This is a genomic window from Enterococcus sp. AZ140, from assembly GCF_051714405.1.
Taxonomy (GTDB): Bacteria; Bacillota; Bacilli; order Lactobacillales; family Enterococcaceae; genus Enterococcus_B; species Enterococcus_B pernyi.
In genome coordinates this window covers 1,803,635-1,829,514 of record NZ_JBIORU010000001.1, presented here as the reverse complement: position 1 = coordinate 1,829,514, position 25,880 = coordinate 1,803,635, and the positions used below count along the sequence as shown (strand labels likewise).

The following is a 25,880-nucleotide window of genomic DNA, read 5'->3' as shown; positions in this document are numbered from 1 at the left end:
ATTAATTCAACTTCCATGTCTTTTTATAGTTACGCACTATTTTTTGGAAATCTTCATAGGAATAATTGTTGCGCCAGTAATATTTATTATAGAGCATATATTTCCTCATAATCACTTCGATCGCATCATCTAGTTCCTTACTAAGTCCAAGGTACGTAACATTAGCAATCCCCCCATTAAAGAAGTCGCCATGAAAACTAGTTCCTATACTATAAGGAGAAAGTCCGTAAATGGCTGTCTCATTAAAATAAATGTTGTAATCATAGTGAGATAAGTAACGTCTAGGATCATCTGGCTCGTCTTCTTCAGGATCATAAGGACATTCCGCAAGAAAATGGCCAATATCCGGACCAAAATCAATATAAGAATCATCATGAATCACTGTTAATCGAGAATCTAAGTGATTTAACTGAGTTTCTAGAAATTCCGTATTCTGTTCGACAGCCGCCAAAGGTCGGTGCTTGGGGTCAGTGAAACTAATTGGCGAACTAATGATTTTTGCTGGTCCAACGAATTGTGATAATCGTTTATAAGGTTCTAACTTTTCTTGTTCCAATTGTTTTTCAGTAAATATATCTTTCCAGTAGAGTAGGTTACGTACTTGATAGTCATGAATGATTCTTAGGATAGTCTGATCAATCATTTTTAAAGTTTTTCTTTCTGGATCTGGAGTTCCTCCAGGTTTTTTATAAGATTCGTAAAGCCATTCACCATAAGGAGTAAACCAGTAAAGAGGGTAGTTTTTATATCTAAGTTGGTACTCCGAGTACACAAAATGTTCCATCGGATGATTTGCCACGCGAGGGTCCCAATAAATTTTCGATAGCTTTGGAAAGACCTCTGGACCGTAATCAATAAAGTTATCATTATGTATCAAAGTCAAATCTGAATCGATTGCTTGAAATTTTTGTGTGAGTTCTTCTGTCATTTTTTTGATTTCTGCTTGTGGTCGACGATTGGGATCGACAAAGGGGAAGAAGGTCATAATCGTTTTTCCTTTCTATGCTATAAAAGTTTTTTAAATTAAAGTATGACATGTAAATAAGGAGTGTGGGGGACTGTTTTTTCGTCGATCAGAAAAAAGTGGGGATTTATAATGAAACAAGCAATACCTGCCTAATTCAAAGTGAACGAAGCTTTATATGATTTTTAGCGCTTGATGTGTTTCTCCATGAGATTTGTATTTATTCTACTAATGGAAAACATTACTATTGTTGTTTCTATGAGGCATTGAGTGCGAGGTATAGCGGAACTTTCGTAGTAACTGAAGGTTAAGTCAACTTGAGAGAGGTTCATGGATCTTCTCCAGTATTGATTTAAATAAAAAAAGATGCTGGCAAATTTCACCAACATCAAAAAATATATATACAATTACTATCTGTTATGGCATTTAAAAAATTGTTGCTGTAGTGGGATGATGCAAGAAGTTTTCAACTAACTGCGCATCTTCATCATCTTTTGAAATAATGATCGTTGTATCGAAACCAGCGATGGTACTGACGATATGTGGCGGTTTGATTTCATCTAAGACAGCAGCAAACAACGGGGCATTATCTGGTAAGGTATGGACGATAGTCAAAAAATGAACTCGTTCCACTTTTAACACGATATCTTCAATCATCTGGATCAAACGTTTTTCATCTTCGCTTTTTGATTCAGCTGTCTCCTTTTCTTTGAACAGGACAAAATGGGAAACACCATTTTCATCAGGCGCCTTGACGATTTTTAAGTCACGTATATCTCTGGAAATCGTCGCTTGAGTCGCAGATACACCCATTTCAGTCAGTTTAGCTAACATTTCATCTTGTGTACGGATCGTATAATCTTCAATGATTTGTTTAATCAACAAGTGTCGCTCAGTTTTTCGCATTTTAGTTCTCCTTTAACGAAACTTTTCACAAGTATCATAACAAAAAAACGTTGAATTGCCCATCTTTATTTTCCAGTTACCTGTTTATTTTTTCACGAATTGCTTATAAAAAAACAAAGAAATAAAGTTAAAAAATGAGAGGGAGAAAAAGAAGACACAAAAAAATAAGTAAGTTGATTTTTTTTCTTGAAATTTATGCCCAATTCAGTTAAACTATTGAATGTTGAGCAGAAAAAGATCACTTTGGTGTATCTTACGTCACTACTCAATAAATCCACATTCTTGTTGGATCGTTGGTCGGTGCTTGAAAAAGTTGGCTAGCGAGTTGGAAGACAAGAAGAGGGAAAATAAAAACCAAATCGGAGGAAACAAACATGGCAGTAATTTCAATGAAACAATTACTAGAAGCCGGCGTACACTTTGGTCACCAAACTCGTCGCTGGAACCCAAAAATGAAGAAATACATCTTCACAGAAAGAAACGGAATCTACATTATTGACTTGCAAAAAACAGTTAAATTAGTAGATGCAGCTTACGATTACATGAAGAGCGTAGCAGAAGAAGGCGGCGTTGCTTTATTCGTAGGTACGAAAAAACAAGCACAAGAAGCAATCAAAGATGAAGCTACTCGTGCTGGACAATACTTTGTAAACCACCGTTGGTTAGGTGGAACATTGACAAACTGGGATACGATCCAAAAACGTATCGCTCGTTTGAAACAAATCAATGCAATGGAAGAAGATGGAACTTTTGCAGTTCTACCTAAAAAAGAAGTTGCTGGTTTGAACAAACAACGTGAACGTCTTGAAAAATTCTTAGGTGGTATCGCTGATATGCCAAGAATCCCAGATGTAATGTACATCGTTGACCCACGTAAAGAACGCATTGCCGTTCAAGAAGCACACAAATTGAATATCCCAATCGTAGCAATGGTTGATACAAACTGTGATCCAGATGAGATCGACGTAGTTATCCCATCAAACGACGACGCAATTCGTGCCGTTAAATTGATTACTTCAAAAATGGCTGATGCTTTCATCGAAGGAAATCAAGGGGAAGATCAAGTAGTTGAAGAAGATTTTTCAGCAGAAAACACAGCGACTTCAATCGAAGAAATCGTTGATGTTGTTGAAGGCGACAACTCTTCAGCAGAATAATTTTTAAATGATGGAGCTGTTTCAAAGGCTAGGCGACAAGCCTCACTCTCCTTTGAAACAGCTTTTTTTAAAGAAAAAGCATACAACTAGGAGGAAGTAAAAATGGCAGACGTTACAGCTAAAATGGTAAAAGAACTACGCGACATGACTGGCGTAGGTATGATGGATGCGAAAAAAGCATTGGTTGAAGTTGAAGGTGACATCGAAAAAGCGGTAGATCTTTTACGTGAAAAAGGAATGGCTAAAGCTGCGAAGAAAAACGATCGTATCGCCGCTGAAGGTCTTGCTTCAGTTGCAGTGAAAGGGAATACTGCAGCAATCGTTGAAGTTAACTCAGAAACAGACTTCGTTTCTAAAAACGAAATGTTCCAAGACTTAGTAAAAGAAATCGCTGAACTAGTTGCTGAAAACAAACCAGCTGACATGGACGCAGCAATGAAAATCAAAACATCAAAAGGAACAGTTGAATCTGACTTGATCGAAGCAACACAAGTTATCGGTGAAAAAATCAGCTTCCGTCGTTTTGAAGTAATCGAAAAAGATGACAACGCTGCATTTGGTGGTTACCTACACATGGGTGGACGTATTGCTGTATTAGCTGTTTTAGAAGGTACAACTGACGAAGCAGTTGCTAGAGACGTAGCGATGCACGTAGCAGCGATCAACCCTCGTTATGTAAACGAAACACAAATCCCTGAAGCTGAATTAGATCACGAACGTACAGTCTTGACTGAACAAGCATTGAACGAAGGCAAACCAGCGAACATCGTTGAAAAAATGGTTGAAGGACGCTTAAACAAATTTAAAGCTGAAATCGCATTGGTTGACCAACCATTCGTTAAAGATCCTGATATGACTGTTGAAAAATATGTTGCTTCTAAAGGCGCAACTGTGAAATCATTTGTCCGCTTTGAAGTCGGCGAAGGTATCGAAAAACGCGAAGATAACTTTGTAGAAGAAGTAATGAACCAAGTGAAAAAATAATCCGGTTTACGGACTTGTTTAATGGTACGATGTTTGGTCCAAAGAAAATAGAGATCATTCTGCATTTTCTTTGTGACCACATCGGTTCCATCGCTTATTTGAATGAAATGAGGAGCAGCGACATTCGTCACAGCTCTTTTTTTTAGGGCAAGAGATATCAAGAGCATAGGTATTTTCGTGCCTAAACTATCTGGATATGGTAGAATGTCAATAGAAAATATTGGAGGAATGAACATGGTCACACCAAAATATCAGCGTGTCGTCTTAAAATTAAGTGGAGAAGCTTTAGCTGGAGATGAAGGGTTTGGAATCAAACCACCAGTTATCAAAGAAATCATCCAAGAGATCAAAGAAGTCCACGAGTTAGGCGTAGAGATGGCAATTGTTGTCGGCGGTGGAAATATCTGGCGCGGTCAAATTGGCGCACAAATGGGGATGGAACGTGCACAAGCGGATTACATGGGCATGTTAGCAACTGTGATGAATGCTTTAGCATTACAAGATACATTAGAAAATGTTGGTGTTCCTACACGCGTCCAAACCTCAATTGAAATGCGACAAATCGCAGAACCATACATCCGTCGTAAAGCAGAGCGTCATTTAGAGAAAGGGCGCATCGTTATTTTTGCCGGAGGTACTGGAAACCCTTATTTTTCTACAGATACAACTGCGGCATTACGTGCAGCTGAAATTGGCGCTGATGTTATTTTAATGGCTAAGAACAATGTTGACGGTGTTTATTCTGCCGATCCAAAAATCGATTCAACAGCAGTGAAATTCGATGAATTGACACACATGGAAGTCATTGCAAAAGGATTACAAGTAATGGATTCAACTGCTAGTTCATTGAGTATGGACAATGATATCCCGTTACTTGTGTTCAATCTTAATGAACATGGAAACATTCGCCGAGCAATTTTAGGTGAAAATATCGGAACAACCGTAAGGGGGAAATAAACAATGGCAGATGCAATTATGACAGAAGCAAAAGACAAGATGCAAAAAGCAGCACAAAATCTACAACGTGAACTTGGACAGATCCGTGCCGGCCGTGCGAATGCGAGCTTATTAGATCGTATCACTGTTAATTATTATGGCGCACCAACACCATTGAACCAATTAGCATCGATTCAGATCCCAGAAGCAAGAGTATTGATGATCACACCATTCGATAAAAGTGTGCTTCAAGACATCGAAAAATCGATCATGGCAAGCGACATCGGTATCAGCCCAACAAATGACGGAAATGTGATCCGTTTAGTCATTCCTCAGTTAACAGAAGAACGTCGGAAAGAATTAGCGAAAGACGTGAAAAAAGAAGCTGAAAATGCGAAAATCGCTGTCCGTAACATTCGTCGTGATGCAATCGATGAGTACAAAAAACAACAAAAAAATGGCGATATCACAGAAGATGATTTGCGTGACTTAGAAAAAGAAGTGCAAACTCTAACAGATGACAGTATCAAAGAAGTAGATCGTATCGCTGCAGACAAAGAAAAAGAATTGCTTGAAGTATAAGAATCAATAAAGACAGGTGGACAGTGTGAAGTGCTGTCTCCTGTTTTTTACTTTTTAACTAAGAAAAACTAAAAAATCCTTTGAATTTGCGTAAAAAAAGGGCTATACCATAGGAAATAACGATAGATATTGCTATAATGGTAAAGATAGTTGTAATTTTTTAGTATGGGAGGAAAAAGAATGTTACGTTTTTTTCCGCAAAAAAACAAATATATTCAAGAAAAAAGTGAGCACCATTTTGATGCGCAGAGAGATATCCCGAAACATATCGCCATCATCATGGATGGGAATGGTCGTTGGGCACAAAACCGTCGTCTTCCACGAGTGGCTGGCCACAAAGAAGGCATGGAAACCGTTAAGAAAGTCACTAAACAAGCTTCTCGACTTGGGGTAAAGGTGTTAACGCTCTATGCGTTTTCAACCGAAAATTGGAAACGTCCAAAAGAGGAAGTCAATTTTTTGATGCAATTACCTGTAGACTTTTTTGATACGTTCGTCCCTGAGTTGATTGCTGAAAATGTCAAGGTACAAGTGATGGGCTATGAAGAACTCTTGCCGGAACATACGCAAGATGCAGTACGCCGTGCTATTGAACAAACCAAAGAAAATACGGGAATGATCTTAAACTTCGCACTGAATTATGGTAGTCGGGCAGAAATCATCTCTGCAGTCAAAGCAATCAGTGAACAAGTAAAAGAAAACGATCTTTCTACGGAAGACATCGACGAGGACATGATCGCGGATCATTTGATGACCGGTTTCTTACCTCCCGAACTTCGCGATCCAGGATTAGTCATCCGGACAAGTGGCGAAGAACGGATCAGTAATTTCTTATTGTGGCAGATTGCTTATAGTGAATTATATTTTTCAAAAGCCTTATGGCCAGATTTTGACGGCGCCCATTTAGAGGAAGCAATCGCTTCTTATCAACATCGAGACCGTCGTTTTGGTGGCGTAAAAAGTGTAGATAAAGGAGAACAATCATGAAGCAACGTGTGATCACTGCGGTCGTAGCATTGGCATTATTTATTCCGATCATTTGGATCGGAGGAATTGGTCTTGAGCTAGTAGCGGCTTTATTAGCAGTAGTTGGTGTCTATGAACTTTTTCGTATGAAAGGATTGACACTATTAAGTTTTGAAGGAGTTCTTTCTGCCATTGGTGCAGTTTTTCTTGTCCTGCCGAAAGAGCGCTGGTTTTTCTTTTTACCTGAACAAACAAATGAATTTATGTTGTTTTATTTGACTGTGATGATCCTTTTGGGTGCCGCTGTCTTCTCAAAAAATATGTATACGATCGATGAAGCTGGTTTTCCAGTTGTTACTAGTTTATATGTCGGTTTTGGTTTTCAAAACTTTGTTAGTGCGCGTACAGAAGGAATCAACGTATTGCTTTTTGGCTTGTTCATCGTTTGGGCAACCGATATTGGCGCATATCTAGTTGGTAGACGTTTTGGTAAGCGTAAGCTATGGCCAGATATCTCACCCAACAAAACGATTGAAGGTGCATTAGGGGGAATAGGTAGTGCGTTAGTTGTTGCCTTACTATATTTCTTACTTTATCCACCACAAGAATTGTTTGGACATGGCTTATTCGTCATGTTACTCCTAACGATCATTCTATCGATCGTAGGCCAATTTGGGGATCTAGTCGAGTCGGCAATTAAACGCCACTATGAGGTCAAAGATTCAGGGAACATTTTACCTGGACATGGTGGGATCTTAGATCGATTCGATAGTCTATTGTTCGTCTTTCCAGTCATGTACTTATTTGGATTGATATAAATAAAAATTCTGTAAAAGAAGCTTCCGAAGCCAAAAGTTTTTCGTCCGTCAATCAGACACGATCGGTAAGGAGATTCTTTACAGGATTTTTATTTTTTTACATTTTAATAGGTGCTTGGTGAAGTGTCGATAATATGGTAAAATTAAGTAGTTTTATTTTAACTGAATAAAAAATAATGATTAATGTAAAGGAGAATAGGATGAGAACAATTATCACGTTCATTATCGTTTTTGGCATCTTAGTGATCGTACATGAATTTGGCCACTTCTTCTTTGCGAAACGATCAGGAATCCTAGTTCGCGAGTTTGCGATTGGCATGGGACCTAAAATCTACGGTCATCAAGCAAAAGACGGCACGACTTATACATTGCGTTTGTTACCGATCGGTGGCTATGTGAGAATGGCTGGGAATGGGGACGACGAAACGGAAATGGCCCCAGGAATGCCGTTATCACTCTTGATGGATTCAGATCATGTCGTAAAGAAAATCAACTTGAGCAAAAAGATCCAATTGACTAATGCGATCCCCATGGAATTGATCCGTTATGATCTTGATGAAGCACTCACGATCACAGGTTATGTGAATGGTGATGAAACGCAAGAAGTAACGTATGCAGTGGATCACGATGCTTCGATCATCGAGGCGGATGGGACTGAATTGAGGATCGCACCGAGAGATGTGCAGTTCCAATCAGCCAAATTATGGCAACGAATGTTAACGAACTTTGCGGGTCCAATGAATAATTTTATTCTAGCAATTCTATTATTCATCGTATTAGCGTTCATGCAAGGCGGGGTGACTGTCACAAATACCAACCAAATCGGTGTTGTTACGCCAGATGGAGCTGCGGCTGCAGCTGGACTGAAAGAAAATGATGAAATTCTTTCAGTAGAGGGAAAATCAATCCAAACATGGAATGATCTGACAGCGATCATTACTGAAAATCCAGATAAACCACTTGATTTTGAAGTTGAACGAAATGGACAGGTTTCTTCTGTTGAAGTGACACCGAAGGCAATTGAGTCGAATGGTGAAAAAATTGGTCAACTTGGGATACAAGCGCCAATGAAAACTGGCTTCTTCGATAAGATCATCGGTGGCACACAACGTGCATTTAGTAGCTCTTTAGAAATATTCAAAGCATTAGGTTCATTATTTACCGGCTTTAGCTTGGATAAATTGGGTGGACCGGTGATGATGTTCCAATTGTCTTCTGAGGCAGCGAATCAAGGGATCATGACAGTCATTGGTTTGATGGCGATCTTATCAATGAATTTAGGGATCGTCAATTTATTGCCGATTCCAGCATTAGATGGTGGAAAACTAGTCTTGAATATTTTTGAAGGTGTCCGTGGTAAACCACTTAGTCAGGAAAAAGAAGGCGTTTTGACGCTCGTTGGTTTTGGCTTCCTGATGCTATTGATGGTATTAGTAACATGGAATGACATTCAACGATTCTTTTTCTAGAAAAAGTAGGGTATAATGACATGCGTTAGATTATTTGAGGAATAAAGGAGTTTATATAATGAGACAATCAAAAATGTTGATTCCAACATTAAGAGAAGTTCCAAATGATGCGGAAGTATTAAGTCATCAAATCTTACTACGTGCCGGTTACATTCGTCAGGTTTCGGCTGGAATCTATTCTTATTTACCACTTGCAAATCGTGTATTAGAAAAATTAAAAACGATCATGCGCGAAGAATTTGAAAAAATCGGCGCAGTAGAAATGTTGATGCCAGCGATTTTACCTGCTGAGTTATGGCAAGAATCTGGTCGTTATGAAACATACGGTCCCAACTTGTATCGCTTGAATGATCGCAACGATCGTCAGATGATCTTAGGACCAACACATGAAGAAACATTTACAGAATTGATCCGTGATGAAGTCAATTCATACAAAAAATTACCTTTGAATCTTTATCAGATCCAAGCAAAATACCGTGATGAAAAACGTCCTCGTTTTGGACTATTACGTGGACGCGAATTTATCATGAAAGATGCTTATTCTTTCCATGCTTCTCAAGAGAGTTTGGATGAAACATACAAAGATTACGAAAAAGCTTATACAGAGATCTTTAAGCGTTGTGGTCTAGAGTTCCGCGCGATCATCGGTGACGGTGGCGCGATGGGCGGAAAAGACTCAAAAGAATTTATGGCGATCTCAGAAATTGGTGAAGACACGATTTGTTATTCAACAGAAAGTGACTATGCGGCAAACTTGGAAATGGCGACGAGCTACTATGTGCCAAAAAAATCCCATGAAACACAATTGGAAATGGAAAAGAAAGAAACACCAGATGTGAAAACCATCGAAGAGGTTGCAGCTTTCTTTGACGTTCAACCACAAAAAATCATCAAATCTGTACTTTTCACAGCAGATGAGCAGCCTGTTCTAGTTTTAGTTCGCGGCGATCATGAAGTCAATGATGTGAAATTGAAAAACTTCTTAGGTGCAGATTTCTTAGAAGAAGCAACAGAAGAAGAAGCGAAAAACTATTTAGGCGCTGATTTTGGATCAGTTGGACCAATCGGTGTAGCAGAAGAAGTCAAAGTCTATGCGGATCGTCATGTTCAAGATCTGGCAAACGCAATTGCGGGAGCGAATGAAACTGGCTACCATTATATCAATGTCAATCCAGAACGTGATTTCAATGTCCTAGCATATGAAGACTTACGCTTTGTCCAAGAAGGCGATCCTTCGCCAGATAATAATGGCGTATTAGCTTTCACTCGAGGAATCGAGATCGGGCATATCTTCAAACTAGGTACACGTTATAGCGAATCGATGGGCGCTACTGTTCTTGATGAGAATGGTCGTGAAAAACACGTGATCATGGGTTGCTATGGTATCGGTGTGAGCCGCCTACTTTCAGCGATCGTTGAACAAAATGCTGACGAAAACGGTATTCACTGGCCAAAAGGCATTGCACCATTTGATTTGCATGTCGTACAAATGAACTTAAAAGATGAGTTCCAAACGAACTTGACGAATGAAGTGGAAAAAGCAATGAACGAAGCGGGTTATCAAGTACTTGTTGATGATCGCAATGAGCGTGCAGGTGTTAAGTTTGCTGATTCTGATTTGATCGGATGTCCAATCCGTATCACCGTCGGTAAAAAAGCAGTAGATGGCATCGTCGAAGTGAAAATCAAAAAAACAGGTGAAATGGTCGAAGTTCGGAAAGAAGAACTTGTAAATACATTACCGATTTTATTGAATCAAGGCGAATAAATAAGAGTGGAAAAGTCGTATCAGTCTTTTAGAAGACGGAAGCGACTTTTTCATTTCCTTTTCTTCAGTTAATGAAAGGTGTTCGAAAAGCTAACCTTCAACATTAAGCTGGAAAATCAAAAAATATGAGAAGCTATTTTCTCAATTTCCGCCTTAATACTCGGAGCTAACCGGCTTTCTCACAACCTTGATAAACGGTGTTCAAGAAGCAATACTTCAATAATAAGCCAAAAAAATCAAAAATGAAAAAGCCATTTTCGATTTTCCTGTCTTATTACTCAGTGCTGACCGCTTCTTTCACAACCTGATAAACGGTGTTCGAAAAGCTAACCTTCAACATTAAGCTGGAAAATCAAAAAATATGAAAAGCTATTTTCTGATTTTCCATCTTACTGCTCAGGTCAAAGCGCTTTTCTCACAACCTAATGAACGGTGTTCGAAAGCTAACTCCTACGATATTAAGCCAAAATTTGAAAAAATATGAGAAGCTATTTTCTCAAATTCTTTCTTAATACTCGGAGTTGCCCAGCTTTCTCACAACCTTGATGAAAATTTCCCTAAAAAGGGTTATACTAGATAGTATTGAAAAGTAAGGGTCGGAAATGGAATGATTTCTGGTCTTGACAGAAAGGGCGTATATTTTTGTCAGAAAAACGAGAGTTATTTGAGAAATTATTGGAGCAGATCCAATTAGAAGAAACAGAAAAAGCGCATCCGCTTATTTCTGCTGGTGAAATGGAACAGGTGGTGGTCCATCGTAAATCTCGTCTGTGGGAGTTTACGTTACGTTTTCCAGCTATTTTGCCTGTGATGCTTTATCGTTCGCTGGTGCAACATGTCATACTTGCATTTAAAGAAATTGCTGAGGTGAAAATCACAGTTCAAGCAGCGGATCAAACATTTGATGAACAACTCTTACAAGATTATTGGTCGCAAGCACTGGAAAGTCAGCAATGCGATACGCCTTTAGTACAAAAGGTGTTAAAGACGCAAGTGCCAACGATCAAAGATCATAAGGTGATTTTGCCTGTTGATGGTGAGGGAGCGATCGGCTATCTTAAACAACAATATCTGCCATTAGTAGAACAGTTATTTGTTAGTTACGGCTTTCCTAAGTTTCGGATCGAACCAGAAGTTGATGAGCAACAAGCAGAAAGAGTCCTGAAGCTTTTTGAAGAAAGACGACAAGAGCAGGCTGAAGCGTTCATGAAACAAGCGGCTGAAAGCTTGATTGTTCATGAACAAAAGAAAAAAGAGCGCAAAGAGCAATTACCAGCGCTTGACGGGCCGATCCAACTAGGTAGAAATATCCCGAATGATGAGCCTATCACACCGATGATCAATATCTTGGAAGAGGAACGCCGGGTAACGATCGAAGGCTACGTGTTCGATAAAGAAGTACGCGAGCTTCGTTCAAAACGTAAGATTTTGACATTGAAGATCACAGATTACACTTCTTCATTTATCGTCAAAAAGTTTTCAAATAATGAAAAAGATGAACAAATCTTTGAAGCAATCAGTACGGGTAGTTGGTTGAAAGTTCGTGGGAGTGTCCAAGAAGACACGTTTGTTCGTGACCTAGTGATGAATGCCCAAGACATTTTAGAAGTCAAACATGCACCACGTAAAGATTATTCTCCTGAAGGGGAAAAGCGTGTTGAATTACATCTTCATAGTAATATGAGTACCATGGATGCGACGAACAATATTGCAGATCTTGTGGCACAAGCAGGTAAGTGGGGACATAAAGCAATTGCAATCACTGACCATGGCGGTGCACAAGCATTTCCAGAGGCACATAGTGCAGGGAAAAAAGCTGGTGTGAAGATCTTGTATGGTGTCGAAGCGAATGTGGTCGATGATGGAGTGCCGATTGCGTATAATGACGCCCATGATTCATTGAGTGAATCCACTTATGTCGTGTTTGACGTGGAGACAACAGGTTTGTCTGCTGTTTATGATACGATCATCGAGTTAGCTGCTGTTAAGATGTACAAAGGAAATGTCATCGAAAGTTTTGATGAATTTATCGATCCTGGACATCCCTTATCACGAACAACCATTGATTTGACAGGGATCACGGATGAAATGGTCCGCGGTTCAAAATCAGAAGAAGAAGTTTTACGCTTATTTTTAGAATTCTCAAAAGATGCGATCCTAGTTGCCCATAATGCGGCATTCGATATGGGATTTTTGAATACAAGTTATGCCAAATACAATATCCCTGAAGCAGCCAATCCAGTCATCGATACCTTAGAATTAGCTCGTTATTTATATCCACAATTCAAACGGTTTGGTTTAGGTGTCCTATCCAAAAAATTCGGTGTTAGCTTGGAACAGCATCACCGCGCAATTTATGATGCGGAAGCAACCGGACATCTGGCTTGGATATTTATCAAAGAAGCGATGGAAAACCACGAAATGTATTATCACGATCAGTTGAATGCCCATGTAGGTGAGGGTGATTCTTACAAACGGGCGCGACCTTTCCATGTCACATTACTGGCTAAAAACCAAGCTGGATTAAAAGACCTGTTCAAACTGATCTCGATGTCAAACGTCGATTATTTTGAACGCGTGCCACGAATCCCCCGATCACAGCTGAAAAAATTCCGACAAGATCTGTTAGTTGGTTCTGCCTGTGACAAGGGTGAGATTTTTGAAGCCATGATGCAAAAAGGGGTAGAAGAAGCACGTAACCGGGCGAAATTTTATGACTATATCGAAGTCATGCCTAAAGCTGTCTATGCACCACTCCTGGAGCAAGAGCTTGTCAAAAATGAACATGATTTAGAAGAAATCATTCGTAACTTAGTAGAAATCGGCAAATCATTAGATAAAATCGTTGTAGCGACAGGAAATGTCCACTATCTGAATGAAGAAGATGCGATCTATCGTAAAATCTTGGTCAATTCGATGGGGGGAGCCAATCCATTGAATCGTCACAGTTTGCCTGAAGTGCATTTCAGAACAACGGATGAGATGCTGACTGCTTTCACCTTCTTAGGTACAGATTTAGCAAAAGAAATCGTAGTTGAAAATACCAATAAGATTGCAGATATCTGTGAAGAAGTCGTGCCAGTCAAAGATGAATTATATACCCCTAAAATTCCTGGTTCGGAAGATGAAATCACGGATCTAAGTTATACGAAGGCAAAACAAATGTATGGTGATCCATTACCGGATATCGTAGAAAAGCGTCTGAAAAAAGAACTGGATTCGATCAATGGTAATGGTTTCTCAGTGATTTATTTGATTTCACAAAAGTTAGTGCATAAAAGCAATGAAGATGGCTATTTAGTTGGTTCTCGTGGCTCGGTTGGTTCTAGTTTCGTCGCAACCATGACCGGGATCACAGAGGTTAATCCATTGGCACCTCATTACTATTGCCCAGATTGTCAGTATTCTGAATTTTATGAAGATGGAACTTATGGTTCAGGATTTGATATGCCTGAGAAAAAATGTCCAAAATGTGGCGCTCGTTTAAATAAAGATGGGCATGATATTCCGTTTGAAACATTCTTAGGTTTCCATGGCGATAAAGTACCCGATATCGATTTGAACTTCTCAGGGGATTATCAAGCAGAAGCCCATCATTATACGAAAGTATTGTTTGGCGAAGAATATGTCTATCGTGCGGGAACGATCGGTACTGTTGCGGATAAAACGGCGTATGGATTCGTTAAAGGGTTTGAACGTGACCACAACTTGCATTACCGCAGCGCCGAAGTGGATCGCTTAGCTAAAGGTGCTACTGGGGTCAAGCGAACGACTGGACAGCATCCAGGGGGAATCATTGTTATCCCCGATTATATGGATGTATATGATTTCACGCCGATCCAATATCCGGCAGACGATCAGAATTCAGAATGGAAAACGACCCACTTTGATTTCCACTCGATCCATGACAATGTCTTGAAACTTGATATCCTGGGACACGATGATCCAACGGTGATCCGGATGTTGCAAGATTTATCTGGGATTGATCCACAAACAATCCCAACCGATGATCCAGAAGTCATGCGGATCTTTTCTGGACCCGAAGTCTTGGGAGTCACACAAGAACAGATTTATTCTAAAACAGGTACATTAGGGATACCGGAATTTGGGACACGTTTCGTTCGTGGGATGTTAGAGGAAACACACCCAACGACTTTTGCGGAATTATTGCAGATCTCTGGTCTTTCTCATGGTACGGATGTTTGGTTAGGGAACGCAGAGGAATTGATCAAACGTGGGGATGCGACGCTGGCTGAAGTAATCGGCTGTCGTGATGATATCATGGTTTATTTGATCCATGCTGGCTTAGATAGTGGGATGGCGTTCAAAATCATGGAGACGGTGCGTAAAGGATTATGGAATAAGATCCCTGACGAATTGCGTGAAACGTATTTGACCGCAATGAAAGAAAATAACGTTCCTGACTGGTACATCGATTCTTGTTCGAAAATCAAATACATGTTCCCGAAAGCCCATGCGGCTGCTTATGTCTTGATGGCGCTACGGGTTGCTTATTTCAAAGTTTATTTTCCGATATTGTATTACTGTGCCTATTTTTCCGTTCGTGCAGATGACTTTAATCTTGTCGCTATGTGCAAAGGAAAAGAAGCAGTGAAAGAAGCGATGAAGGAAATCACGGATAAAGGCTTAGATGCTTCTGTAAAAGAAAAGAATCAGTTGACAGTTTTAGAGTTAGCCAATGAGATGCTAGAACGTGGCTTGAAATTCGGAATGATCGATTTATACAAATCCGATGCAGTAAACTTTGTGATCGAAGGAGACACGCTGATTGCGCCATTCCGCGCGGTACCAAGTTTAGGGGCCAACGTAGCGAAACAAATCGTCGAAGCGAGAAAAGATGGTCCTTTCTTATCCAAAGAAGACTTGGCAACTCGTGGGAAAGTCTCGAAGACATTGATCGAGTATATGACAGAAAATGGTGTCTTGAAAGATTTACCTGATGAAAATCAATTATCGTTATTTGATATGTTATAAAAGTCAACGTGAGAAATGAAAATGAATCAAAATGAAAGCAAAGATTAGTAAAGCTGGTTGCCAGTTGGTTCTAATGATATGGCTTGTCATTTAGAGTGATTTATGTTATAGTTATTTAAGGTAATGATACTAACTGTGAGTGAGCGGAATTTTCGCTCACTCTTTTTAATGGAATTACGGATCTAATTTTAAGGAGGCGAAATCTTTGAGTAGCGTCGTTGAAACAGTCACAGAAATGGTGACACCGATCTTAGATGAACAAAAGTTTGAGCTAGTAGAAGTAGAATTTGTCAAAGAAGGAAAAAGCTGGTTTTTACGGGTGTTTATAGATAAAGAAGGCGGAATCGACATTGAAGAATGCGCATTTGTCAGTGAAAAATTAAGTGAGAAACTTGATACGACAGAGCCAGACCCGATACCACAAGCATATTTCCTAGAGGTATCATCTCCAGGCGCAGAACGCCCTTTGAAAAAAGAGGCAGATTATGAAAAAGCACGAGGAGAGTATATCCATGTGTCTTTATATCAACCAGTTGACGGAGAAAAACAATATGAAGGTTTTCTCCAATCATTTGATGCTGAACAGCTTACATTGAAGATACGCATAAAGACACGGGAAAAAGAAATTGTTTTTGACCGTAAGAATATTGCCAAAGCTCGCTTAGCAATCCAATTTTAATCACGGAGAGGAAACAGAAGAATGAGTAAAGAAATGTTGAACGCGTTAGATGCTTTAGAGGCTGAAAAAGGAATCTCAAAAGAAATCGTGATCGACGCTTTAGAAGCTGCGTTAGTTTCTGCATACAAACGCCATTATGGGCAAGCACAAAACGTAGAAGTAGAATTTGAACAAAAAAAAGGCAAGATCCATGTCTATGCAGTGAAAGAAGTCACTGAAGAAGTGATGGACTCACAATTAGAAGTATCTTTGAAAGACGCCTTGTTGATCAATCCTGCTTACGAGATCGGTGACAAGATCCGTTTTGAAGTCACACCAAAAGATTTCGGTCGTATCGCTGCCCAAACAGCGAAGCAAGTCATCTTGCAACGTGTACGTGAAGCAGAACGCACGATCATCTATAACGAATTCAGTGCTTATGAAAAAGACATTATGCAAGGGATCGTTGAACGTCAAGACAAACGTTATATCTATGTCAATTTAGGTAAAATCGAAGCGGTACTATCAAAACAAGACCAAATGCCAAATGAATTTTATCAACCACATGATCGTATTAAAGTATATGTATCACGTGTTGAGAATACATCAAAAGGCCCTCAAGTCTTTGTTAGCCGTAGTCATCCTGATCTTTTGCGTCGCTTGTTCGAACAAGAAGTACCAGAAGTTTATGATGGACTTGTTGAAATCGTCAGTGTGGCTAGAGAAGCAGGCGATCGTTCAAAAGTGGCTGTCCGCTCAACGGATCCGAATATCGATGCTGTCGGCACGTGTGTCGGTCCTAAAGGCCAACGTGTCCAAGCAATCGTGAATGAATTGAAGGGCGAAAACATGGATATTGTCGAGTGGGATGAAGATCCTGCGGTGTTCATTGCGAACGCATTGAATCCTTCACAAGTCGTGGATGTCATTTTTGACGAACAAAATCCAAAAGCTTGTACGGTCGTTGTGCCGGATTATCAATTGTCATTGGCAATCGGTAAACGCGGACAAAATGCGCGTTTAGCAGCCAAATTGACGAACCACAAAATCGACATCAAATCAGAGTCAGACATGACTGAATTCTATGAGAAAAAAGCTCAGGAAGAAGCAGCAATCTCTGAAGAATTACACGATGAAGCAATCATCCAATCAGATTTGACAGATGATGAATATCAAACAATCGCATTTGAAGACGAAACAGCTGAAATAACTGAACAAGAAGAAATTTAACTGCTAGTGAAGGAGGCAAAGAGATGAAACAAAGGAAGATCCCTTTACGCAAATCTGTGGTTTCAGGTGAAATGAAACCAAAAAAAGAGATGATTCGGGTCACACGTTCAAAAGAAGGTGTGGTATCGATCGATCCTACTGGAAAAATGCCTGGACGAGGAGCGTATGTCTCACTTGAGCCGGAGGAAGTACAACAAGCTTGGGATAAACATCTCTTGGATCGTGTACTTGAAGCTAAGCTAACAGATGAATTTTATCAAGAACTATTAGATTACGTCACTCACCAAAAAGCCCGAAAAGAGCTATTTGGCGAATGAATGGGATGAATCGGCAAAAAGCCATGAATCTTATTGGTCTAGCGATGCGTGCAGGGAAAATGATCACAGGTGAAGAATTGACGATCGGAGATATCCGTCGCCAAAAAGCCAAGATCGTTTTCGTCGCGAGTGATGCCAGTGAGAATACCAGAAAAAAAATCAAAGATAAGAGTTCGTACTACGAAGTTCCTTGCTTTGAGCTGTTTTCTGAGGAAGAAATCACGCAGATGATCGGTAAACCTCGGAAAGTGATAGGAATCACGGACACCGGCTTTGCAAAAAAGGTCAAGGAGCTAATTGAAGGTTAGGAAGGTGATTGCATGGGCAATAAACGAATTTATGAACTAGCGAAAGAATGGAACAAGTCTAGTAAAGAGGTCGTTGATAAAGCGCAGAAACTTGGAATCGATGTGAAAAATCACATGGGTGCGGTCAGCACACAAGATGAAAAGAAACTGCAACAAGCGTTCAACCAACCACAGCAGAAAAAGCAACCAGTACAAAAAGCAAACCAAAAACCAGCCGGACAACAACCAAGTAACCAAAAGAAAACAAACGAACCATCGAACCAACAAAAAAATAAAAGTAACCGCAACTATCAAGATCGCGGTCAAGGGAGCGGTCAAGTGAATCAAGGAAAAAACCAATCAACAAATCAGAATAAGAGTAACCAGACAGGTGGAAACAATCAAAACCGTCAAGGAGCTACTCAAAACAATAATCAAAATCGCCAAGGTAACAACCAAGGCAGCAACCAAAACCGTCAGGGAACTACCCAAGGCAACAGCCAAGGTAGCAACCAAAACCGCCAAGGCTCTACCCAAGGAAACACTCAGGGCAGTAACCAAAACCGTCAAGGAGCAAACCAAGGCGGCGGCCAAAATAGAAACAATAATAACAATCGCGGCAAATTCAACAACAACAACCGCAATCGTTTCAACAAAAAAGGGAAAAAAGGCAAACAACAAACGTCAAACAAGCCAGCAGTTCCACCACGTAAATTCCGTGAGTTACCTGAAGTATTAGAGTATACAGAAGGTATGAATGTTGCAGATATCGCGAAGAAAATTCACCGCGAACCAGCAGAGATCATTAAAAAATTATTTATGCTAGGCGTGATGGTCAATCAAAACCAAGCATTAGATAAAGATACGATCGAATTGTTAGCAACAGACTACGGGATGGAACCACAAGAAAAAATCCAAGTAGATATTGCGGATATTGACAAATTCTTTGAAGCGGATGAAGTGAATCCAGAAAAATTAGTGTCACGTCCACCAGTTGTTACGATCATGGGACACGTTGACCATGGTAAAACAACTTTACTCGATACCTTACGTCATTCTCGCGTAACAAGCGGAGAAGCCGGTGGTATCACACAGCATATCGGTGCGTATCAAATCGATATTGATGGCAAACCAATTACATTCTTGGATACACCAGGACATGCGGCCTTTACAAGTATGCGTGCGCGTGGTGCAAGTATCACTGATATCACGATTTTAGTTGTTGCCGCCGATGATGGCGTAATGCCACAGACTGTAGAAGCGATCAACCATGCGAAAGCAGCTGGTGTGCCAATCATCGTTGCAGTCAACAAAATCGATAAACCAGGTGCAAACCCACAACATGTGATGCAAGAATTAAGTGAATATGAATTGATTCCTGAAGCATGGGGTGGCGAAACGATTTTTGTAGAAATCTCAGCGAAATTCGGTCAAAACATCGAAGAACTATTAGAAATGATTCTTTTAGTCGCTGAAGTGGAAGACTTGAAAGCTGATCCAACACAACGTGCGATCGGTACAGTGATTGAAGCACGATTAGACAAAGGAAAAGGTCCTGTGACAACATTACTTGTTCAACAAGGTTCATTGAATGTCGGAGACCCAATCGTTGTCGGAAACACATATGGTCGTGTACGTGTAATGGTCAACGACTTAGGACGCCGTGAAAAAACAGCTGGACCAGCAACACCTGTTGAAATCACAGGATTGAATGATGTACCTCAAGCAGGCGATCGTTTTGTTGTCTTTGAAGATGAGAAAACAGCTCGTGCGGCGGGTGAAGAACGTGGCAAACGTGCGATGTTAGAACAACGTGCAGCAACTAGCCGTGTGACATTAGATAACTTATTTGAAAGCTTAAAAGAAGGCGAATTAAAAGAAGTCAATGTCATCATCAAGGCTGATGTACAAGGTTCAGCAGAAGCACTAGCTGCTTCATTGAAGAAGATCGACGTTGAAGGCGTACGTGTCAAGATCGTCCATTCAGCTGTTGGAGCAATCAATGAAAGTGATGTAACACTTGCTGCGGCAAGTAATGCGATCATCATTGGTTTCAATGTTCGTCCGACACCACAAGCGAAAATCCAAGCAGATACAGAAGAAGTGGATATCCGTCTTCACCGTATCATCTACAAAGCTATCGAAGAAATCGAAACAGCGATGAAAGGGATGCTAGATCCTGAATTTGAAGAGAAAATCACTGGTCAAATGACTGTCCGTGAAACCTTCAAAGTATCGAAAGTCGGAACGATCGCTGGTGCCTTTGTCACTGATGGTTACATTCGTCGTGATAGCGGCGTACGTGTCATTCGTGATGGCATCGTCATTTTCGAAGGACAATTAGCAAGCTTGAAACGCTTCAAAGACGATGTCAAAGAAGTAAAAATGGGCTTTGAATGTGGAGCAATGGTTGAGAAATTCAATGATCTTAAAGTAGACGATGTTATCGAAGGCTTTATCATGGAAGAAATCAAAGTCGACTAATTTAAAAAAAGGAGGCCGCTCATTATGGCTAACTATCGTGACCGCAGAGTCGGTCAAGAAATTTTAAAAGAAGTGAATGATATCTTACGCAAAAAGGTACGTGATCCACGTGTGGAAAACGTAACGATCACAGATGTGCATGTCACGGGTGATCTGCAACAAGCAACGATTTATTATAGCCTCTTATCTGACTTAGCCTCAGATAAGAAAAAAGCGCAAGAAGGGTTGAATAAAGCAAGTGGACTGATTCGTCGTGAATTAGGACATAACATGAGTATTTATAAAACACCTGAATTGACGTTTGAGCTAGACGAATCAGTTGTATATGGTAATCATATCGATGAATTATTGCGTAATTTAAACAAAGACTAATGTTCTAGCGAGTTAACTCGTTCGTATCAATGGTCAAACAGAGGTCGGGACAGAAGTGTTCAGCCTCGAGAAATAAGGCGCCATCCACGAAAATTGTTCTTCAAATTTTTGTGGATGGCGCCTTATTTCCGAAGAGGTTACTTCTGTTCCCGCTGTTTATTCGGTTTTAGGTGGTGGGAGAGAACTAATGTCCCACTCCCTGTTTTTTTTTTGTCTATTTTCATTCGACACTAGAGAGCCAAACAAAATACAACGAAAGAATCCAAAAATAGAAGAAGCCATTTTCGAATTTTTTCGTTGTATTCGTAGCAGATGATCATCGCTGAATTGTCCGCTTTTGGGGAAAACATGTTTCATCATAAAAGCAAAAGATAAGAATTGACTGATCAAAAAATCATCCGATCATCTACCAGATAACCATCCGTATAACCAATCAAAAGGTGCAAAGAAAAGATTTTCCATAGGTGCTCCCTCCTTTACAAAAAGAATACCACCTTTCTATTTACAACAGTGTGAACTTTTGTTACGTTTATGTTTCTAAAACAAAATAATCGTACATTTAAGGATCAATCCCGTCAGTTTTTGATCCGATGTGTTATAATAATTCAGTTAATACTTAAAAGAATGGAGAACAAAAGATGGAAGGCTTATTACCTTTATGGAAAGAACGCGGCATGACTAGCCACGATTGTGTATTCAAATTACGAAAAATTTTACATACAAAGAAAATCGGACATGGTGGGACATTAGATCCTGATGTAGATGGTGTTCTTCCAATTTGTATTGGTAAAGCCACTAAAGTCATTGAATATCTGACGGATTCGGGGAAGACCTACAAAGGAGAAATCACACTTGGCTACAGTACGACGACTGAAGACAAATCAGGAGAAATCGTTGAACAACGAGCTGTCACCGAAGCATTGACAGAGGAGCAAGTAGATGAAGCAATGGCTGCTTTTGTCGGTGAGATCACACAGATTCCTCCAATGTACTCGGCTGTGAAAGTCAATGGTCGACGTTTATATGAATATGCTCGAAATAATGAGACAGTGGAACGACCTGTTCGCAAGGCACAGATCTATCGTTTTGAACGAACGAGTGAAATCCTCTGGTCAAAAGAAGCAGGGACCGTTTCGTGGCGGTTTGAAGTCGAATGTGGCAAAGGTACCTATGTCCGGACATTGGCTGTAGATACCGGGAGTAAGCTGGGCTATCCTGCGCATATGTCAGATTTGACGAGAACAGCGAGTGCCGGCATGGATGAATCCCAAGCAATGACTTTAGCTGAAGTAGCATCATATATGGAGAATGGTACGATTGAAGAGTATTTATTACCCATTGAAACGGGTGTAGCAAAGTTCAAACAGGTCGATATCGATGAAACAGTGTGGCAGAAAGTCAAGAATGGTATGCGCTTAGATTACCAAGTATTCGGTCTATCAGAGATGCCATCAGAAGAAATTGCCCTTTTTTATCAAGGAAAAGTAGTGAGTATCTACCAACCAAATCCAAAAGAAAAAAATAAGTTAAAACCAAGTAAAGTTTTAAGAAATGAGGTTTAATGTAAAAATGGAAATCATCAAAATCAGACACCCTTATCAAGTTTCTCAAATTCCGAAAGAAGACGTCGTATTGATCTTAGGTTTCTTTGACGGAGTTCATTTAGGACATCAGAAAGTGATTGAAACGGGGCGAGAAATTGCTCAAAGAGAGGGTCTGAAATTGGCATTGATGACATTTAATCAACATCCGTCAATCGTCTTTAAAAAAATCAATCCAAGTAACGTTAAATACTTGACTACGTTAGAACAAAAAGAAGAAAAAATGGCAGAACTTGGTATCGATTATCTTTACGAAATTGAATTTACTTCAGCATTTGCCCACTTAGCCCCTCAAGATTTCGTTGATCAATATATTGTAGGACTAAATGCTAAGTATGCCGTTTCTGGCTTTGACTATACGTATGGTCCGAAAGAAATTGCGGATGTTCCTCATCTTCCTGGTTATGCAAAAGGTCGCTTTGAGGTAGTCACTGTACCAAAAGAGCAACAAGAAGGAGAAAAAATCAGTTCTTCACGGATTCGTCAAGACTTGGATGCTGGGGATGTCGCGAGTGTCGCCCATTTGCTAGGATATATTTATGAAATCGACGGTGTGGTCATCCACGGGGACGCACGTGGTCGCTTATTAGGATTCCCGACAGCCAATGTCAAAGTGAAAAGCACCGTTCATTTACCAAAAGTGGGTGTCTATGTTTGTGAAATCAAAATCGGTGAGACGTGGTATCCAGCGATGGGATCAATCGGACATAATGATACATTTGGCGATGGACGTGAATTGACAGTCGAACTGTATATTCTAGATTTTGATCAAGATATCTATGGTGAACATGTCTACATTCGTTGGCACGAGTTTATCCGAGATCAAGTGAAGTTTGATGGAGCAGAAGCTTTGATCGAGCAATTAAAAGCAGACGAACAAGTAACTGCTGATTTTTTTGAACATGTTGAATAAGCAAATATAGTATTCGAGAATAAGGAAGAAGCCCAATCAGGATAACTGAAGGGCTTTCTTTTTTTGGAAAGAATTTTTTAGTGCGTATGATTTGCTTTCACCTACACTGCGTAGTGTACACTGTCTTTATAGCTAATAACGAATGTTTTAAAATATTTGTTATTAATGTGATAAAAGAAAGGGTGTCTTCTATGTATAAAGAATTAGAACAGAAAGTAGCTGTAGTGACTGGTGGGTCCAAAGGGATCGGTACAGCCATTTCTCAGCGTTTTGGAGAAGAGAAGATGAAAGTAGTTGTAAATTACCATTCGGATGCTGATGGAGCAGAAGAAGCAGTTAAAGCGATTGAAGAAGCTGGGGGTCAAGCATTAGCTGTCAAAGCGGATGTAGGAACAGAAGAAGGCGTGCAGACTTTGATTGATCAAGCGATAAAAGCCTATGGTCAGTTGGATGTTTGGGTCAACAATGCTGGCACTGAAAACCAAAAACCTACGCACGAATTAAGCTTGGAAGAATGGGAAACTGTGATGCAAGTCAACCTTACTGGCGTGTTTTTAGGAACAAAAGCCGCGATCAATTATTTCAAAAAACACAAAGTAAAAGGAAGTATTATCAATCTTTCCTCTGTCCATGAACAAATCCCATGGCCGACCTTCTCACATTATGCCGCTTCAAAAGGTGGGGTAAAACTATTCACTCAAAGTGTTGCGATGGAGTATGCGCCTGAAGGAATACGTATCAATAGTATCGGACCAGGAGCGATCAAAACACCGATCAATGCCGAAAAGTTTGATGATCCAGAGCAAAAAGCGACAACAGAAAGCATGATCCCGATGGAACGCATTGGAAAACCAAGTGAAGTCGCCGCTGCGGCTGCTTGGTTGGCTTCAGATGAATCAAGCTACGTTACAGGTATCACGTTGTTTGTAGACGGTGGTATGACGCTTTATCCTTCATTTCAAGGTGGGAAAGGGTAGGGATTGATTGATGGGAATCTTAATTGCATTAATACCAGCGATTGGCTGGGGAATCCAACCACTGGTTTTGAAAAAAATCGGTGGACGTCCCACCAATGAAATATTGGGTACAGGTATTGGGGCATTACTCGTTGGTCTAGTTGTTCAATTGTTCATGGCACCCGGTGGTATTTCGATTACTACATTTTTGATCAGTCTTTTATCTGGGGCGTTTTGGGTCATTGGCCAAATCGGACAATATACCACGTTCAATTTGATCGGCGTATCCAAAACAATGCCTATTTCCACTGCGATGCAGCTTGTTGGAACGTCACTGATCGGTGTTTTTGCTTTTGGCGAATGGGCAGGAACAACAGGGAAAGTGATTGGTGGAGTAGCGATCGTCTTGCTAGTGATTGGTTCTGCACTAACAGCAGTAACTGATGGGGGAAGTAAACAAGGTGGAATAACTAAAGGAATTTCGATTCTTGCTTCTACAAGTATTGGTTATTGGGTGTACAGTGCATTACCTAAATTAGTCAATGCAGATGGTGTAGCTATCTTCTTTCCACAAATGTTAGGAGTTTTCTTAGCAGCGGCTATATACGTCGTCTTGAAGCAACCAAAAGCGTACGGAGATGGAAAAAGTTGGAAAGCAACGATCGTCGGAGTCATTTTTAGTTTAGCCGCATTTGCTTATATATTTTCAGCTAATGCCAATGGAGTAGCTACTGCCTATATCATCACACAACTGAACGTAGTGATCTCAACATTAGGTGGTATGGTTATTTTGCACGAAAAGAAGAGCAAAAAAGAATTAAGATACACGTTGATCGGGTTAGCCTTGATTGTCGGGGGTAGTATGATCACTGTGCTGATTTAAAAAAATAAAGCAATGTAAGACATCGACTAACAAAAATGTCTTACACTGCTTTATTTTGGTGCGGTCAATGAGATATCCGTTCGTTTTAAAACAGCTTCATTGAACCAAGTACCAAAACTTTGAACATAGTTAAAATTCCCACTAATAATAAATTCCGCGTAGGTATCATCTAAGACATTATAAAAAAAGTAACGATCTTCTTTATTTGAATAAACATCTTGATGATAGCTGATCATACAATCTCTAAATTGGTGCAATGACTCCAACGTTTCGTACTGAAGGTAGAATTTTAGGACTACTGCACTATTTATTGGTTGGTCAGTTCCTACGAAGCTTGGTTTGTTTTTAAGAGAGAACTGTAGAAACTCTGACAGATTTTCTTCTGAGAATTTCCATTTTCCTCCAACCTTTATCCCCTGCAGTTTTCCCTCGCGTAGATAATTTCGTACAGAACGAGTGGTTACTCCTAGAATCTCTGCAAGTTCATTGACTGAATAATAATTCTTCATCAGTTTTCCTTCCTCCGTTTTCTTGAATGATAGAAACAAATAACTAGTACCATTTACAAGTTAGGTAAATGATTCTTGCTATTATGATTTGCCTATCAATTATATAAATATAGCGTAAAATAATA

General features: G+C 40.0%; 21 protein-coding genes and 2 pseudogenes. 20 read left to right on the top strand and 3 right to left on the bottom strand.

Annotation, left to right across the window (positions count from 1 at the left end; genetic code table 11):
• Window position 1 precedes the first annotated feature (1 nt).
• Both IGJ39_RS08385 and IGJ39_RS08380 read right to left on the bottom strand, forming a co-directional pair.
• Window positions 2-985 (bottom strand): hypothetical protein, encoded by a 984-nt coding sequence (locus tag IGJ39_RS08385; RefSeq protein ID WP_195476206.1) that lies wholly within the window; start codon window positions 983-985, stop codon window positions 2-4.
• 405 nt (window positions 986-1,390) lie between these two features.
• On the bottom strand, window positions 1,391-1,870 hold the full coding sequence (locus IGJ39_RS08380) for an arginine repressor (RefSeq protein WP_010735183.1): 480 nt from the start codon (window positions 1,868-1,870) through the stop codon (window positions 1,391-1,393).
• Window positions 1,871-2,244: 374 nt separating this feature from the next.
• Between IGJ39_RS08380 and rpsB the strand changes: the two genes are divergently transcribed.
• The 20 genes and pseudogenes from rpsB (at window position 2,245) to IGJ39_RS08280 (ending at window position 25,246) form a co-directional block, all read left to right on the top strand.
• Window positions 2,245-3,027, top strand: a complete 783-nt coding sequence (gene rpsB / locus IGJ39_RS08375; RefSeq protein WP_010735184.1) for a 30S ribosomal protein S2 — start codon at window positions 2,245-2,247, stop codon at window positions 3,025-3,027.
• A gap of 102 nt (window positions 3,028-3,129) precedes the next feature.
• On the top strand, window positions 3,130-4,011 hold the full coding sequence (tsf, locus tag IGJ39_RS08370) for a translation elongation factor Ts (protein WP_195476205.1): 882 nt from the start codon (window positions 3,130-3,132) through the stop codon (window positions 4,009-4,011).
• A gap of 234 nt (window positions 4,012-4,245) precedes the next feature.
• Window positions 4,246-4,968: a UMP kinase gene (gene pyrH / locus IGJ39_RS08365; RefSeq protein WP_010735186.1), complete on the top strand. Its 723-nt coding sequence runs from the start codon at window positions 4,246-4,248 to the stop codon at window positions 4,966-4,968.
• A gap of 3 nt (window positions 4,969-4,971) precedes the next feature.
• On the top strand, window positions 4,972-5,529 hold the full coding sequence (gene frr / locus IGJ39_RS08360; RefSeq protein ID WP_023519849.1) for a ribosome recycling factor: 558 nt from the start codon (window positions 4,972-4,974) through the stop codon (window positions 5,527-5,529).
• A 180-nt stretch (window positions 5,530-5,709) separates the two neighbouring features.
• Window positions 5,710-6,516, top strand: coding sequence for an isoprenyl transferase (locus IGJ39_RS08355; protein WP_195476203.1), 807 nt, complete (start codon window positions 5,710-5,712; stop codon window positions 6,514-6,516).
• Complete coding sequence (locus IGJ39_RS08350) at window positions 6,513-7,313, top strand: phosphatidate cytidylyltransferase (protein WP_023519848.1); 801 nt, start codon at window positions 6,513-6,515, stop codon at window positions 7,311-7,313. The genes IGJ39_RS08355 and IGJ39_RS08350 overlap by 4 nt, the downstream gene beginning before the upstream one ends.
• Before the next feature lie 200 nt (window positions 7,314-7,513).
• Window positions 7,514-8,782 (top strand): RIP metalloprotease RseP, encoded by a 1,269-nt coding sequence (gene rseP, locus IGJ39_RS08345; protein WP_062805088.1) that lies wholly within the window; start codon window positions 7,514-7,516, stop codon window positions 8,780-8,782.
• Between the two features lie 58 nt (window positions 8,783-8,840).
• Complete coding sequence (locus IGJ39_RS08340; RefSeq protein WP_010735191.1) at window positions 8,841-10,550, top strand: proline--tRNA ligase; 1,710 nt, start codon at window positions 8,841-8,843, stop codon at window positions 10,548-10,550.
• A gap of 642 nt (window positions 10,551-11,192) precedes the next feature.
• On the top strand, window positions 11,193-15,545 hold the full coding sequence (locus IGJ39_RS08335; protein WP_195476199.1) for a PolC-type DNA polymerase III: 4,353 nt from the start codon (window positions 11,193-11,195) through the stop codon (window positions 15,543-15,545).
• 205 nt (window positions 15,546-15,750) lie between these two features.
• Window positions 15,751-16,224 carry a ribosome maturation factor RimP gene (rimP, locus tag IGJ39_RS08330; protein WP_010735193.1) on the top strand — a complete coding sequence of 158 codons (474 nt, stop codon included), beginning with the start codon at window positions 15,751-15,753 and terminating at the stop codon, window positions 16,222-16,224.
• 21 nt (window positions 16,225-16,245) lie between these two features.
• Window positions 16,246-17,433 carry a transcription termination factor NusA gene (nusA, locus tag IGJ39_RS08325; RefSeq protein WP_195476197.1) on the top strand — a complete coding sequence of 396 codons (1,188 nt, stop codon included), beginning with the start codon at window positions 16,246-16,248 and terminating at the stop codon, window positions 17,431-17,433.
• Window positions 17,434-17,456: 23 nt separating this feature from the next.
• Window positions 17,457-17,750: an RNase P modulator RnpM gene (gene rnpM / locus IGJ39_RS08320; RefSeq protein WP_010735195.1), complete on the top strand. Its 294-nt coding sequence runs from the start codon at window positions 17,457-17,459 to the stop codon at window positions 17,748-17,750.
• The gene (locus IGJ39_RS08315) at window positions 17,747-18,058 is read left to right on the top strand and encodes a YlxQ-related RNA-binding protein (RefSeq protein WP_010735196.1); all 312 of its coding nucleotides are present in this window, start codon (window positions 17,747-17,749) and stop codon (window positions 18,056-18,058) included. Before rnpM ends, IGJ39_RS08315 begins: the two co-directional genes overlap by 4 nt.
• A gap of 12 nt (window positions 18,059-18,070) precedes the next feature.
• Window positions 18,071-18,493 (top strand): annotated as a pseudogene (locus IGJ39_RS08310) (translation initiation factor IF-2 N-terminal domain-containing protein); the annotation flags it as partial.
• A gap of 138 nt (window positions 18,494-18,631) precedes the next feature.
• Window positions 18,632-20,521: pseudogene (infB, locus tag IGJ39_RS08305) on the top strand (translation initiation factor IF-2); the annotation flags it as partial.
• Window positions 20,522-20,545: 24 nt separating this feature from the next.
• Entirely contained in the window at window positions 20,546-20,893 is a 348-nt protein-coding gene (gene rbfA / locus IGJ39_RS08300) for a 30S ribosome-binding factor RbfA (RefSeq protein ID WP_010735198.1), read from the top strand.
• A gap of 638 nt (window positions 20,894-21,531) precedes the next feature.
• Window positions 21,532-22,455 carry a tRNA pseudouridine(55) synthase TruB gene (gene truB, locus IGJ39_RS08295; protein ID WP_065097011.1) on the top strand — a complete coding sequence of 308 codons (924 nt, stop codon included), beginning with the start codon at window positions 21,532-21,534 and terminating at the stop codon, window positions 22,453-22,455.
• Window positions 22,456-22,462: 7 nt separating this feature from the next.
• Complete coding sequence (ribF, locus tag IGJ39_RS08290; RefSeq protein WP_065097010.1) at window positions 22,463-23,407, top strand: riboflavin biosynthesis protein RibF; 945 nt, start codon at window positions 22,463-22,465, stop codon at window positions 23,405-23,407.
• A gap of 191 nt (window positions 23,408-23,598) precedes the next feature.
• Window positions 23,599-24,384 (top strand): glucose-1-dehydrogenase, encoded by a 786-nt coding sequence (locus tag IGJ39_RS08285; RefSeq protein ID WP_062805095.1) that lies wholly within the window; start codon window positions 23,599-23,601, stop codon window positions 24,382-24,384.
• A gap of 10 nt (window positions 24,385-24,394) precedes the next feature.
• Window positions 24,395-25,246, top strand: coding sequence for a GRP family sugar transporter (locus IGJ39_RS08280; RefSeq protein ID WP_195339181.1), 852 nt, complete (start codon window positions 24,395-24,397; stop codon window positions 25,244-25,246).
• A 50-nt stretch (window positions 25,247-25,296) separates the two neighbouring features.
• Here the strand turns inward: IGJ39_RS08280 and IGJ39_RS08275 are convergent, their stop codons facing one another.
• Complete coding sequence (locus IGJ39_RS08275) at window positions 25,297-25,755, bottom strand: helix-turn-helix domain-containing protein (protein ID WP_066026429.1); 459 nt, start codon at window positions 25,753-25,755, stop codon at window positions 25,297-25,299.
• Window positions 25,756-25,880: the final 125 nt, after the last annotated feature.